The organism is Candidatus Binatia bacterium (assembly GCA_029248525.1).
Taxonomy (GTDB): Bacteria; Desulfobacterota; Binatia; order UBA12015; family UBA12015; genus UBA12015.
The window spans coordinates 649726-662594 of record JAQWJE010000049.1; the positions used below are offsets into that span (position 1 = coordinate 649726).

The window sequence follows — 12869 nt, forward strand, 5'->3', positions numbered from 1 at the left end:
TATGACTAGTCGATAGGATTGTATGCGATTCCACTTGGAACTTTGGGATAAAAATAGGTGGACTTCTGCGGCATGGTCAATGCGGCTCGCGAGATGCTCAAAACGTCTTCGACGCTGGGCGGGGGAAGCAGAATTGCGATCTCGGCTTTGCCTGAGTTTACCGCATCGATCGTTTCGGTTTCATCGTGAGTATAGATGAACTGATCGTTGGGGATCTCCGGCATCAGGACGTTGTGCAGGAAAGTAACGTCGAGAATCGCCAGCTCCGGGGCAATCGCCGCAAGCTCTTTCCGCGCCCCCTCTCCGGGTTCGAGCAATAAAGCTCGGCCGTCGGGCAGCAGGGCGCCAAGGCGTGGCTGGCGTTCCCCTTCCTGAGGCGCGTCGAGTGCTTGCCAGAGTGCCTGACCATCCTTCATTTCGGTTATCGAGCAAAGCGTCTTGCAGCGATCGACAAAGGTTTCGAGTTGGGGGGCCGTCTTCGGAATGCGGTGGGTAGGGAGCACCGCAAGGCCCGCATCACGCGTCGAACAGAGATGGCAAAGGAGAAAATCGAAATCCTGCGCCCCCTCCCCGGGGGCTTCGGCCCGACGTTCGTCGCGATAGCCGAGAGCGGTTTCGTAGCGATGGTGACCGTCCGCGATGAAAACCTGTTGCGCTGCCATGCGTTCTTCGAGCTGTTGGAGGACCTTGGGATCCGTGATCTTCCAGATGCGCTGTTGCACGCCCTTGTCATCTTCGAAGTCGGCAATTGAAATCGCGTCGCTGGCCAATTCGTCCAACCCGAGCGGCGCATCGACGAATCCGAAGATCGGACTGAGGTTGGTGCGGCAAGCGCGAATCAGGCGCAGGCGGTCTTCCTTGGGCCCCGTCAGGGTTCGTTCGTGCGGCAGGACGATATTATCCTCGAATTTTTCGAGTTGCAGCGTGGTGAGCAAGCCCCAGCGTTGGTAGTCGCGGCCCCCTGCGGAGAATCCCTGGCAGGAGAGAAACATGGAAGCCTCCTCTTCTCGCGCGATCAGACCACGAGTCTTCCAGTCCGCGAGCAGGTCGGCCGCCGCGGTATATTTCTCTTCACCGCGGGGCAGAATGACGTGGATCGCTCCAGCCTCGCGCCGCGCGGCCAGCGACTCGCGCTCCTCGGGACTGATCACATCGTAGGGTGGGGCGATCAGCTCGGCGAGTGGTCCTGCGGTATCGGTGTAACGGAAAGGTCGGAAAGGTCGAATGACAGCCACGAATTCCTCCAGCGATGACGCCTCACGCGCCCAAAAGGGTCCCGAAAAAGAACCATTGCTCTTCTAGCGAAAGAGGAGATTCGATCCAGTCACCCGGACAGCTTTTCTGGCGGCCTAATCGAGCTTCTGGCGCAGGGATTCCTCGGAAATGGTTCCACTGCGAAGGATTTTCAGGGGTGGGCCGGGAATGACGACCGTCGAGGCCTCCCCGTCACGGGGACCATCATCGAGGTATACGGCAACATCCTTGTCAAAATAGGCGCGAGCGCCGCGAGCTCCCGGTGCGGGGGGCAGCCCGGTGGGATTCGCGCTGGGGGCGCAGATGGGGCGGCCCAGCTCGCGAGAAAGTCGCGCGGCGACAGGATCGCTGCTGACCCGGAGGCCGATGGTTTGATCTCCCACGATCGCTTCGGGCAGGTTTTCCCGGGCGGGAAGCACCAGAGTGAGGGGCCCTGGCCAGTAGCTCTCGGCGAGTCGAGTTGCTGCGGGGGAGAAATCGGAAGTCAGTTGGTCGGCCATGGAAGTTTCCCCGAGAATCACGGCCAGGGGCTTTCCGGCCGGTCGCTTTTTGGCGTCACATAAGCGCGCCACCGCTTCCGGGTTGAGCGCATCACAGCCGATGCCGTAGAGAGTTTCGGTCGGAAAGACGATCAATTCGCCGTTGCGAAGGGCTTCCAGGGCCTGTTGGATTTGTTCGTCGGTCGCGCTCATGGAGATTTCTCCTCAAAGGGCTCGATGGCCAATATCGCGCCGGAACTGAAGGCCCGGCCAGGAAATCTTGTCGCACGCTTCGTAGGCTCTTGCGACCGCTTCGCCGATGGAGTCCCCCAGGGCCGTGACTCCGAGCACGCGGCCGCCCGCGGTTTCCACGGTGCCGTCCGGTCCGTCCTTGGTCCCTGCGTGAAAAACAAAGGAATCTTCAACCTCTGCGGCTTGTTCGAGCCCGTGAATCGTATCGCCTTTGGTGGGGGTCCCCGGGTAGCCAGCCGCGGCGATGACCACGCAGGCTGCGGGCCGGGGGTCCCATTCAATCGAAATTTGGTCGAGATGCCCGTCGATCACAGCATCGATGAGGTCGATCAGATCGGTACGCAGACGCATCATCAAAGGTTGGCACTCGGGATCCCCGAACCGAACGTTGAACTCAAGGACTCGGATTCTTCCCTCATGGATCATCAATCCGGCGTAGAGAACGCCTTTGAAGATAATCCCGCGGGCACGCAGTGCCGCGACTACGGGTTCGCAGACCTCGCGCGTTGCCTTTTCGAAGATTTCTTCGGTGACTATCGGTGCGGGGGAGTATGCGCCCATGCCACCCGTATTGGGGCCTGTGTCGCCTTCACCGATCCGTTTATGATCTTGCGAGGAAGCGAGAGGGAGGACGTTCTTGCCATCGACCAGAGCGATGAAGGAGGCTTCTTCTCCGAGGAGCATTTCCTCGATCACCACCCGCGCTCCGGCATCGCCAAAGGCATTATCGACCATGGCTTCGTCTACGGCCTGATGGGCTTCATCCGTGGTGGCGCAGACGGTGACGCCTTTGCCGGCAGCCAGTCCATCGGCCTTGACCACGATCGGAGCGCCTCGTTCCTTGATATAGGCGTGTGCTGCGGCTGCATCGACAAAGGTCCCGTGTGCAGCGGTGTCGACGCCCGCTTCCAGCAGAATTTCCTTGGTAAAGGCTTTGCTTTCCTCCAGCCGCGCTCCCTCGCGTCCGGGGCCGAAGATCCGCAGCCCGCGGGACTCGAAAAGGTCCACGATGCCTTCGGTCAGAGGTGCTTCAGGGCCCACAACGGTCAGGTCGACCCCTTCTTTTTCCGCAAATGCCGCGAGCTCCTCGGCATCCAGACCTCCGGGCACGTTGCCCGTTGTCCCACCATTTCCGGGGCGACACAAAACCTGAGTCACCCTCGGGGATTGGCTGATCTTCCAGGCCAGAGCATGCTCACGGCCGCCGCCGCCGATAATGAGTACCTTCATTTCAGTGCCGGAAATGCCGGGCGCCGGTAAGCACCATGCTGACGTCGCGCTGGTCGGCGAGTTCGATTGCGGCATCATCCCGCACGCTGCCGCCTGGCTGCACGACTGAGGTGGCCCCCGCATCGAGAGCCAGGGCCACTCCGTCCGGGAAAGGGAAGAATGCGTCGCTGGCGATTGTGCTACCGGCGAGCGAAAGTCCTTGCCGTTGGGCGGATTCGATCGCGATGCGCACGGCATCTACCCGAGACGTCTGTCCGCCGCCGACGCCCAGAGTTCGATCGGCGGTACAGAAAACGATCGCATTGGACTTGATATGCTTCACGACGCGCCAGCCAAAGTCCATCGCCTGAAGTTCGGTTGCGGAAGGCGCCTTGCGCGTCGCTACATTTGAGGTGTGGACGTCTTCCACGCTCTGGTCTCGTTCCTGCACCAACCAGCCTCCGAAGACCCGACGAATATCCGCCTCGTCGGTAGGCGTCGCGGCGACATTCCAACGCATCAAGCGACGGTTTTTCTTTTTCTGCAAAAGAGAAAGTGCTTCTTCGGTGAAATCGGGAGCGATGAGGACCTCGGTGAAAATTTCATCGACGGTCTCGGCCAGTTGCAGATCCCACGTCTGGTTGCAGATCAGAATACCGCCAAATGGAGATTCCGGATCTGTGGCAAAAGCTTTTTCATAAGCCTCTCTGGGGTTGGCGCCGGCACCGACGCCACATGGAGTATTGTGCTTGAGGATCGCGACGACCGCACGTTTCTCCTGTTGGAAATCGCTCATCAATCGCAAGGCCGCGTCGATGTCCACGATATTATTATAGGAGAGTTCCTTGCCGTGTAGTTGCTCGAGAAGTTCGCTGAGGTTCCCGTAAAGAGCTGCTTTCTGTGCAGGGTTTTCGCCGTAGCGCAGGTTGGCCTCGCGGGTCAGCGGGAGATGCAGCGTTTCTCCGAAGGGCTCGTCGGCGCTGGTCTGCAGGTTGCCCAGATAATCGGCAATCATGCCATCGTACGCCGCGGTCGCTGCGTAGACCTTGCGGGCCAGGGTGGCTCGCGTTTCGTGGGTGGTCGCGCCTCCGCTCGCTTTCATCTCATCGAGAACGACGGCGTAGTCTGCGGGATCAACCAGGACGGTTACCGCCTCATGGTTTTTGGCCGCCGAACGGAGCATCGAGGGACCGCCGATATCGATATTTTCGATGGCTTCCTCAAGAGTGCAGCCGCGAGCGGTGACCTCTGCGAAGGGGTAGAGATTGACGCAGACGAGATCGATCGGAGGAATATCGTGCTCGGCCATGGCAGCCTGATGGCTGTCCAGATCACGCCGTCCGAGAAGGCCCCCGTGGATTTTGGGGTGGAGCGTTTTGACCCGCCCATCCATCATTTCGGGGAAGCCGGTATGCTCCGAAACTTCTTTGACTTCCAGTCCGGCCTCCCGCAGCATTTTCGCGGTACCGCCGGTCGAGAGCAGTTCCACGTTATGGGCGGCGAGGCCCTGAGCCAATTCCAGGACACCATTTTTGTCGCTTACGGAGAGCAGGGCTCTCCGGATCGGGGCGTTCGAACTCATCTGCCTTGTCTCTCCTCAACCAAAGGGTTCAATATAGGTGCGTGGGACGGTGTTCCCGACGCGGGTCAATAACTCGTAGCCAATCGTACCGGCACGCTCGGCAAGTTCCATTACATCGGGAGCACCTTCCGCGGTGCCACCCCATAAAGTGACTTCATCTCCCGGTTTGACGCTGCCGGCAGCTGTCACATCGATCATTGTCTGGTCCATCGAGATGGTGCCCACGACGGGTGCCAGGCGACCGCGGATCATCGTATACCCGCGGTTGGAAAGAGAGCGCAGGTAGCCCTGGCCGTAGCCGATGGGGAGGACCGCGATCCGGCTGTCGCGCGGGGCACGCCAGGTGTGCCCGTAGCCAATCCCGTCGCCGGCGGTGACTTTGCGTACCTGTGCGACACGGGTGATCACTTCCATCACGGGCTTGAGAGACGCACGCGACGCATAGCCGGGGTGGGGCAGTCCGCCGTAGAGGGCGATTCCCGTCCGGACCATATCGAGATGGGTACCGTTCTCGGCAAACAGGCCGGCGCTTCCCGCGAGATGCCGCATCGGCAGGGGAATGCCGAGCCTGGAAAGATTTTCGCAGGCGGCCAGAAGTTCGACCTTCTGGGCCTCGTGACTCTCGTGTCCCGGGCTGTCACCGTGGGCAAGGTGGGAATAGGCTCCTGCGACCACAAGACCGCTGCCGTCGAGGAGTTTGGGCAGGCCGGCGAGTTCAGCCGGAGAAAAACCGATGCGGCGCATGCCGGTGTCAATTTTCAGGTGGACCGGCAAGCGTTGGTCCTTGTCGACGACTTCGCGCAGGGTTCGAGCGGCATCCACGGAGCCCAGAGTCGCGGTCAGCCCGAGGCGAATCGCTTCGGAGGTCTCGGCGGCTGTGAGGTCTCCAAAAACAAGAATCTTGCTCGGAATCCCTGCGTCGCGCAGCTGAGAGGCTTCCTCAACCGAGGCGACGGCAAGTACCTCGACGCCGCAGCGGACGAGGTGCCGAGCGACGGGCACGGCCCCGTGGCCGTAGGCATCGGCTTTGACCACGGCGCAGAGCTGCACGCCCGGCCCCGTGATGCGTCGGATTTCAGCTGTATTGTGGGAGAGGGCTGCCAGATCGATTCTCGCGACCGCGCGTCGGTTTCCCAACCCTTTTGCGGTGCGATCTGCCATCGCGAGACCTGAAGACGCCTGAGCCACGTGCAAAACTACTCACCCAGACGCCCCTTGTAAAGATGGACAGACGGCCTTCGTTGGAGGAATTTGGGTCGGGAAGTTGCACTTTTTTGCGAGACTCCTAGGCTTCTCTACGTGGAGCTCCAATTAAACGGCGAGAGTCGAACCTTCCCGGAAGGGATTTCGCTGGTCGACCTGATTGTGCACCTGGATCTTGCCGACCGCCGCGTTGCGGTGGAATGTAACCGTGAAATCATACCTCGAGATCGCCATGCGGAGCATATTCTTGTCGCAGGCGATATTGTCGAGGTTGTACAATTTGTGGGTGGGGGATGAATTCGGAAGACCAAATCGAGGATCCGCTGGTCATTGGTGATCGGACTTTTTCTTCACGTCTGATTGTGGGCACCGGCAAATACAAGGATTTTACCGAGACCCGGCAGGCGATTGAGGCCAGCGGGGCCGAAATGGTCACCGTCGCGGTGCGGCGCGTAAACATCACGGATCCGGGCAAGGAGAACCTTCTCGATTACCTCCCTCTGGATCGATACACCATCCTGCCCAACACGGCGGGTTGTTTTACCGCGGACGAGGCCATCCGTACCGCGATGCTGGCTCGCGAGGCGGGTGTCGGTAATCTCGTGAAGGTCGAGGTCCTGGGCGACGAAAAGACGCTCTTCCCGGATGTGCCCGCGACTCTGGAGGCCTCAGAGAAACTGGTTCAGGAAGGTTTCGTTGTGTTGCCGTATATCACGGATGATCCAATCACCTGTCGCAAGCTGGAAGATATGGGCTGTGCCGCGGTGATGCCTCTGGCGGCACCCATCGGTTCGGGTCTGGGGATTCGAAATCCATACAACCTGCGGATCATTGTGGAGCATGCATCGGTTCCCGTCATCGTCGATGCGGGCGTTGGCTGCGCTTCGGATACCGCCAAGGTTTTCGAGTTGGGCTGTGATGCCGTGTTGATGAATACGGCGATCGCGGGCGCAGACGACCCGGTTGGCATGGCTCGGGCGATGAAGTTGGCGGTCGAGGCGGGACGAGCCTCGCATCGAGCGGGTCGTATTCCGCGGAAGCTGTATGCCACGGCTTCCAGTCCCATCGAGGGGATGCTCGACTGAGTGGCTCCCGCCAAGCTTCGGGTGTGATGTTGGTCACGGACCGGCGGCGGTTCCCGACACCAAAGCCGGATGAGGGCATCGCTCGCGCCGAAGCGGAAGTGATCGAAGAGATCCTCGGCAGGGGGGTCGGAATCGTGCAATTGCGGGAGAAGGATCTCGATGGGGCAGCGCTCCTGCGCCGGGCATTGCGGTTGCGCCAGATATGCGATGCGCATGGAGCTCGTTTGGTCGTGAACGGACGCGTGGATGTGGCGGTGGCGGCCTCGGCTGATGGCGTACATTTGCCGGTGGGAGGCGTCTCCGTGCCGGACGCCCGACGGCTTCTGCCGCGCGGGGCTCTGGTCGGATGTTCCGTCCATCACCAGGAGGAACTCTCTCGCGTGGGAGACGCAGATTACGTGATTTTCGGCCCGATCTTCGAGACGCCGAGCAAGCCCGGGTACGGACCGGCACGGGGACCGGCCGGGCTGCGGGCGATGGTGGCCAGCGCGGCGATGCCTGTTTTGGCGATCGGCGGCATCGGGCCCGAGAACGCAGCCTGCGTATGGGAAGCGGGGGCGGCCGGGATCGCGATGATGGGTGCGCCTCTGGCCAACCCGGCCTGCCTTGACTCGCTCGAGTTCCGCAAGCGCCGTTCGCTTTTCAATCGAGAGGCTTGAAATCAACCTGACCTGTAGCCGGGTCGTAGAGGGCCGCGGCGATTCGCACCACGCCTCGCCTGGATGCTTCCGCGAGGACAGGACTCTGGTCCACGAGCGCCTGACAGGTTCCGGCGATATTTGCGCGGATCGCCGTTTTTGAATCCTCGATGCCTTTGACTCGCGGTCGAATCGCGCGGACGATTTCGCCGAGATGTCCCGGCGGTGTTTCCGAACCTTGCGCAGCGGCGACTGCGGCACACGAGACGTGCCCCATAACGACGAGCAGAGGAACGTGGAGCTCCAGCACGGCGAGTTCCAGACTACCCAGAGTTGATGAGGACTCGCCGACGTTTCCGCCCTCGCGGATAACGAAGAGCGCACCGAGAAGCTCGTCGAAGACAATTTCGGGAGCGACGCGCGAGTCGGCGCAGGTAAGCACCGCGGCAAAGGGGCTCTGACCGGATGCATTGCGTGCGCGCATCGTTTCAAGATCGGCGGCACTCACAGCTCGTCGCGCACCTGTGGCGAAACGTTGGTTGCCGTCGACCAGCATTTGCAGAGCTGCGGTCGCATTGGGCGGCTTCGGATCAGATTTGGACATAAGGATCGCCGGAGCGTGCCATGAGCGAAAGAGACACTCAACTCTTTCCGCTGTCTTTGTCATGTGAATATGCGATGAGGGGGCATGGCCGAGAGACAGATATATTTGGTTCGTCACGGGGTGGCTGAAGATATCAGCTCGACGGGAGCAGACTTCGACCGCGCGCTGACCTCGGGCGGGGTTCGCAAGATGCACGCGGCGGCCACGGGACTCCGGACGATCGGGGTGCAGCCCGGGATTCTCGTGGCGAGTCCCTACCGGCGGGCGCAGGAGACCGCCGCGGTGCTGGCCGACGTCCTGGCGCCGGGGCAGCGCGAAACCTGGGATGAATTGGGTTGCGGGGTGGAACCTCGGGCTGTGCTCGCCAAGATCGTCGGACTGGACCCTCGCGCGGACCTGATGCTGGTCGGCCATGAGCCCGATATGGGGGTTCTGCTCTCGCTTTTCCTCACCGGGAATACGGACGGCTTCTGGACACATTTCCGCAAGGGTGCCGTTGCCTGTATTTCCGGCGCGAATTTGCCCCCACAGGGGCGGGCCCGGCTGGAATGGTTCGAGCGCGCGACGGTTTTGGGTCGGGTCGGGGACTGATCGCTCCGGGTCCCGGCAAGGACTCGGCAATTTGCAGAGCGCGTGGAACAATGCGATTCAAGCGGGTGTCACGGCACTTCCGTCGTGGCGAGCCACAACAATGAGGTAGGCGATGTCGGAAGAACAGAAGGGGCCACTGCCGGTCGTAAAGTTTCTAAAAATTCCTTCGATGGGAGAACCCTACCTTGAGGGCCATCGTTGCGGCAATTGCGGGGCGATCTACCTTGGCGAGCGCCGGGTATGCGGCAAATGCGGGACACGTGACGAGATGGAAGCATTCCCGTTGGCCAAAACCGGAAAGCTCTACAGCTACTCGATTGTCTACCGCTCGTTTCCGGGGATCGAGACGCCCTATATTTCGGCAATCGTCGACCTCGATGGCGGTGGGACCGTCAAGGGGAATCTGATTGATGTCGAACCGGACCCGGCCAAGGTCGAATTCGACATGCCGGTCGAGGTTGTCTTTGCCGATGCGTTGGGTCGCAAGGATAAAGAAGGCAACAGCTATTTAAGCTACTTCTTCCGCCCTCTGGCGGCCTGAAGAGGAGAGAACCATGAGTGACGTCTATATTCTCGGAATCGATATGATTCGTTTTGGCCGTTTCCCCGATCGGGATGTGGCGGATATTGCGGCCGAATCCGCATTGGGAGCTCTCGATGATGCTGGCGTGAGTATTCATGACATCGAGGCCATGTGGTCGGGTAACCTGATGCAGGCGAATGCGATGGTCGGCCAGCGCGTCCTGCAGGAAATCGGGCAGACCGGGATTCCGGTCGTAAACTGCGCGAATGCTTGTGCCACGGGAGCGACCGCGTTCCGGGATGCATGGCTGTCGGTCAAAGCCGGAGTCTACGATCTGGTTCTGGCGGTTGGCGTGGAGCAGATGGGTCGGGGCCTTCTCGGCGGCGGTGGTGGCGGCGGTGGGATTCCCAAGGAAGGACTTCTGGGGTCCGGGACGATGCCCGCTATTTTTGCAGAAGCGGGGATGGAGCACGCTCGCAAATATGGAACGACATTCGAACAATTCGCCAAGGTTTCAGTGAAAAATCATCATCATTCCACGATGAATCCAAAGGCGATGTATCAGAAGGAAACGCCGCTCGATGAGGTGATGGGCGCGGAGATGATCTCCTACCCCAATACCAAATTGATGTGTTCCGTGAATGTGGATGGATCGGCTGCTGCAGTGATTGCTTCGGAGAAAAAAGCCAAGGAGCTTGGCCTGGGCCGTGCCGTGAAGGTGCGAGCATCGGTGATGACCAGCGATCCGTTTACCGATCGTGATCTGACCATGCCGGATGTGAATACCTGCACACGAAACGCCGCCGCCGCCGCATACAAGATGGCGGGATGCGGCCCTGAGGACATCAACCTGGTCGAGTTGCACGATTGCTTCGCGACAGCGGAAATCCTCCACTATGAGAACCTGGGTCTTTGCAAGGATGGTGAAGCCGGACGCCTGATCGATGAAGGCGAGACGGCCCATGGCGGCCGCGTTCCGGTAAATATGTCAGGGGGACTGCTCTCGAAGGGCCACCCTCTCGGCGCTACCGGGATCGCCAATATCTATGAGGTCTCGACCCACCTTCGCGGCGAGGCCGGTAAGCGTCAGGTCGAGGGCGCCCGAATGGGTATGACCCATGTGATCGGCCTGGGTTCGGCCTGCGCCATTCATATTCTGGAAAAGACCTGAGCTGGCTATGCCCTGAGCCTTCCGGGAAGGGCGTGCGGGGTTCAGACAAATCCAGGCTGAAGATCGAGGGCGCGGGAAATATCCCGCGCCCTTTTTTCAGGCCTCTCGGATCGTTCTGGCCAGATCCGGGTCGAGCAGGCTCAACGCCAGATCCGGGAGTCGCGCGGCGCGGAGGAGTCCGTCTTCGAGTTCCGCCAGACCTTGCGCGGAGAGGGCGGCGCGCCTGAGCACCGGACCCGGAGTGCGTCCTTCCAGCACATCCTTGTCGGCGCTGCCGACGATCCAGCCGAGAAAACGTCCGTGAAGTTCGGTGATTTCGTCGCGGATCTTTCCGGACAACATCTGCCGGGCACAGGTTTCGGCGAGGCGCTGCGGGGTCGAGAGTTCCTCGACCCGGTGAACGATTGCCAGCAGTCGCGCGGTAGCGGCAATGACGGTTTCGCCCTCGGCCTCGAGGTCGATGGTCTCGGCCTTGCGACTGCTGGGTTGGGCCGCCTTGAGAAGCGTCGCCAGAATGGCCGGAGATTCTGCGCCGCAGTCGCGCACTTTTTGCATCAGGTCGGTTGCCAGATCCTCATCGCCGACGACCAGACGCGCATCGAAAAAGCTGCCGATGGCCTTGGGATGCGGGGCCTGATTCCCGAGTGCCCAACGGTCTACCGCGGCGAGCCAACCGGCATAGCTGCGCCGCCAGGTTGCATGCCTTGCTCCGAGCGAGGGGTGGATGTCGGGGATGCCGATCTCGTCGAGGACATCGGATAAATGCCGCCCCAGACGCTCAAACCAGCCGTCTATCGATTCCTCGTTTTCATTACCTTCGTAGACGATTGCGTGATGACGCTCGGGCGCGAGAAGACCTTCGCCTCGTCCGCCGGCACCGAGGGAGAGAACGGCCCATGGGACGGGCGCGCGTTCCAGTCCCTCGGCAGCCATTCGCTGTTCGGCAAAGCGGGCTGCGCGCGCCAGAACCTCGCGCATTTCTATGTCGACGACCGCGATGGTCTCGTGCGGGTCGACGCCATCCTGCACCAGGCGACGGACCAGTTCGGGCAGGCCGCGCCGCACATCACCCAAGGCGCGGGGGGTGCTGGCTTCGGCAAGGTTCTCTCCGAGCGCCACCGCGTCGGTGCCGGGATCACCGAGAAGATCTCGTTGTTGCAAGAGGCCTACGGTTCGACCGGCGGCATCGACCGCGAGCAGGCGTCGGACGCCCAACCCGCGCATTCGGGCGACCGCACGGTAGAGAAAAGCTTCGGTCGAAATCGAGGCGACCGGGGAGGTCATGATCTCTTCGATGCGTCGGTCGAGAGCTGCGGCACCTTCTCGTGCGAGCAGGGCGATGACGTCGCGTTCGGTGACAATGCCGTCGGCCCGGCCCCGTTCGTCGTCGCCGGCGATCGCCGCGCCTAAATGAGACTCATCCATCTGGCGGATGGCATCCGCCAGCGTTTGTCGGGGCAGGAGCAGTCCCACACTGGGTGCCATCGCATCTCGCACGCGGTGGCGGTAGAGAAAACGATCGAGCCGGGCGAGCGGTGCTCGATCGCGTCCGCTTTGCCATGGATCGGGTGGCGGCAGGGCGGTTCTGTCATACCAGCCCTCGTCTCCTTGACGGTTTCGAATCCGCATTTGTCCGCCCATGCGAGTTTCGGCATCCGCGATGGTGCGGATGCCCGCGTTCTCCAGCTCCGGAAGCAGATGGCGGAAGATCTCGCCGGTCATCAGAGCGTCACCAAGAGCCTGATGTCGATCGACCAGCGGTATCTCGAAGCGGGCGGCGAGAGCATCGAGAGTGGATTCGGCGTCGGATCCGTCCAGCGCGGCGGCGAGCAGTTTTGTGTCCAGGCAGCGGGGCGGCCGCCATTCGATGCCGGAGTTGCGCATCTCCCGGACCAGAATGGCCAGATCGAATCCGATACTTTGACCCACGATAATATCATCCCCGATCCATTCGAGGAATTCGTCTCGAATTTCCTCGAATGAGGGAGCCCCACGGACCATCGCATCGGTGATTCCATGTATGGCCGTGGCAGCCTCGACAATTGGCTGCCGGGGGTCGATCCGCACCGAAAAAGTTTCGCTTTCGAGGCACTTTCCCTCTTGAAAGCGGGTCGCGCCGATCTGGATCAGGCGGTCGTGCGTCACGTCGAGCCCGGTCGTTTCCGTATCGAGGATCACGGCATGGATTTCCCGCAGGGGCGTGAGTCGACTGGCGCGTGGCATAGAGCGATGAGTTCCTTTTCTGTCCCGGATCTTGCCTCTTCACCGGCAAGTTTGC

13 protein-coding genes are annotated in these 12869 nt (G+C 61.2%); 6 read left to right on the forward strand and 7 right to left on the reverse strand.

Translation table 11 applies throughout. The features are described from left to right. Positions 1–5 precede the first annotated feature (5 nt). The 5 genes from P8K07_15400 to alr all read right to left on the reverse strand — a co-directional run bounded on the left by P8K07_15400 (position 6) and on the right by alr (position 5937). Entirely contained in the window at positions 6–1235 is a 1230-nt protein-coding gene (locus P8K07_15400) for a DUF1015 domain-containing protein (GenBank protein ID MDG1959909.1), read from the reverse strand. A gap of 114 nt (positions 1236–1349) precedes the next feature. Next, a complete protein-coding gene (locus P8K07_15405) occupies positions 1350–1946 on the reverse strand; it encodes an L-threonylcarbamoyladenylate synthase (protein ID MDG1959910.1) in 597 nt (198 codons plus the stop codon). Between the two features lie 12 nt (positions 1947–1958). Further along, a complete protein-coding gene (gene purD / locus P8K07_15410) occupies positions 1959–3215 on the reverse strand; it encodes a phosphoribosylamine--glycine ligase (protein MDG1959911.1) in 1257 nt (418 codons plus the stop codon). 1 nt (position 3216) lies between these two features. After that, positions 3217–4776, reverse strand: coding sequence for a bifunctional phosphoribosylaminoimidazolecarboxamide formyltransferase/IMP cyclohydrolase (purH, locus tag P8K07_15415; protein MDG1959912.1), 1560 nt, complete (start codon positions 4774–4776; stop codon positions 3217–3219). 15 nt (positions 4777–4791) lie between these two features. Continuing rightward, on the reverse strand, positions 4792–5937 hold the full coding sequence (alr, locus tag P8K07_15420; GenBank protein MDG1959913.1) for an alanine racemase: 1146 nt from the start codon (positions 5935–5937) through the stop codon (positions 4792–4794). Between the two features lie 138 nt (positions 5938–6075). Between alr and thiS the strand changes: the two genes are divergently transcribed. From thiS to thiE, 3 genes are read left to right on the forward strand one after another with little or no spacing between them, the layout of a single operon-like run. Continuing rightward, on the forward strand, positions 6076–6276 hold the full coding sequence (gene thiS, locus P8K07_15425; protein MDG1959914.1) for a sulfur carrier protein ThiS: 201 nt from the start codon (positions 6076–6078) through the stop codon (positions 6274–6276). Next, positions 6273–7064: a thiazole synthase gene (locus tag P8K07_15430; protein MDG1959915.1), complete on the forward strand. Its 792-nt coding sequence runs from the start codon at positions 6273–6275 to the stop codon at positions 7062–7064. Before thiS ends, P8K07_15430 begins: the two co-directional genes overlap by 4 nt. Positions 7065–7090: 26 nt before the next feature. After that, entirely contained in the window at positions 7091–7723 is a 633-nt protein-coding gene (thiE, locus tag P8K07_15435) for a thiamine phosphate synthase (protein MDG1959916.1), read from the forward strand. On the opposite strand, the gene P8K07_15440 is transcribed toward thiE, so the two are convergent. Beyond that, positions 7707–8306 (reverse strand): carbonic anhydrase, encoded by a 600-nt coding sequence (locus tag P8K07_15440; protein MDG1959917.1) that lies wholly within the window; start codon positions 8304–8306, stop codon positions 7707–7709. The two genes, thiE and P8K07_15440, sit on opposite strands and share 17 nt — an antisense overlap. A gap of 84 nt (positions 8307–8390) precedes the next feature. Here P8K07_15440 and P8K07_15445 point away from each other — a divergent pair, with 84 nt between their 5' ends. The 3 genes from P8K07_15445 to P8K07_15455 all read left to right on the forward strand — a co-directional run bounded on the left by P8K07_15445 (position 8391) and on the right by P8K07_15455 (position 10591). After that, entirely contained in the window at positions 8391–8897 is a 507-nt protein-coding gene (locus P8K07_15445; GenBank protein MDG1959918.1) for a histidine phosphatase family protein, read from the forward strand. A gap of 169 nt (positions 8898–9066) precedes the next feature. Further along, the gene (locus P8K07_15450) at positions 9067–9438 is read left to right on the forward strand and encodes a Zn-ribbon domain-containing OB-fold protein (GenBank protein MDG1959919.1); all 372 of its coding nucleotides are present in this window, start codon (positions 9067–9069) and stop codon (positions 9436–9438) included. A gap of 13 nt (positions 9439–9451) precedes the next feature. Beyond that, a complete protein-coding gene (locus P8K07_15455; protein MDG1959920.1) occupies positions 9452–10591 on the forward strand; it encodes a thiolase family protein in 1140 nt (379 codons plus the stop codon). A 96-nt stretch (positions 10592–10687) separates the two neighbouring features. Here P8K07_15455 and P8K07_15460 read toward each other — a convergent pair whose 3' ends face one another. Further along, positions 10688–12814 (reverse strand): exonuclease domain-containing protein, encoded by a 2127-nt coding sequence (locus P8K07_15460; GenBank protein ID MDG1959921.1) that lies wholly within the window; start codon positions 12812–12814, stop codon positions 10688–10690. Positions 12815–12869: the final 55 nt, after the last annotated feature.

Bases quoted from the DNA above. Each gene is read 5' to 3' on its own strand.
- P8K07_15455 (MDG1959920.1), top strand. From the start codon at position 9,452: ATGAGTGACGTCTATATTCTCGGAATCGATATGATTCGTTTTGGCCGT.
- P8K07_15460 (MDG1959921.1), bottom strand. From the start codon at position 12,814: ATGCCACGCGCCAGTCGACTCACGCCCCTGCGGGAAATCCATGCCGTG.
- P8K07_15445 (MDG1959918.1), top strand. From the start codon at position 8,391: ATGGCCGAGAGACAGATATATTTGGTTCGTCACGGGGTGGCTGAAGAT.
- P8K07_15450 (MDG1959919.1), top strand. From the start codon at position 9,067: ATGGGAGAACCCTACCTTGAGGGCCATCGTTGCGGCAATTGCGGGGCG.
- alr (MDG1959913.1), bottom strand. From the start codon at position 5,937: ATGGCAGATCGCACCGCAAAAGGGTTGGGAAACCGACGCGCGGTCGCG.
- purD (MDG1959911.1), bottom strand. From the start codon at position 3,215: ATGAAGGTACTCATTATCGGCGGCGGCGGCCGTGAGCATGCTCTGGCC.
- thiE (MDG1959916.1), top strand. From the start codon at position 7,091: ATGTTGGTCACGGACCGGCGGCGGTTCCCGACACCAAAGCCGGATGAG.
- P8K07_15440 (MDG1959917.1), bottom strand. From the start codon at position 8,306: ATGTCCAAATCTGATCCGAAGCCGCCCAATGCGACCGCAGCTCTGCAA.
- purH (MDG1959912.1), bottom strand. From the start codon at position 4,776: ATGAGTTCGAACGCCCCGATCCGGAGAGCCCTGCTCTCCGTAAGCGAC.
- P8K07_15405 (MDG1959910.1), bottom strand. From the start codon at position 1,946: ATGAGCGCGACCGACGAACAAATCCAACAGGCCCTGGAAGCCCTTCGC.
- P8K07_15430 (MDG1959915.1), top strand. From the start codon at position 6,273: ATGAATTCGGAAGACCAAATCGAGGATCCGCTGGTCATTGGTGATCGG.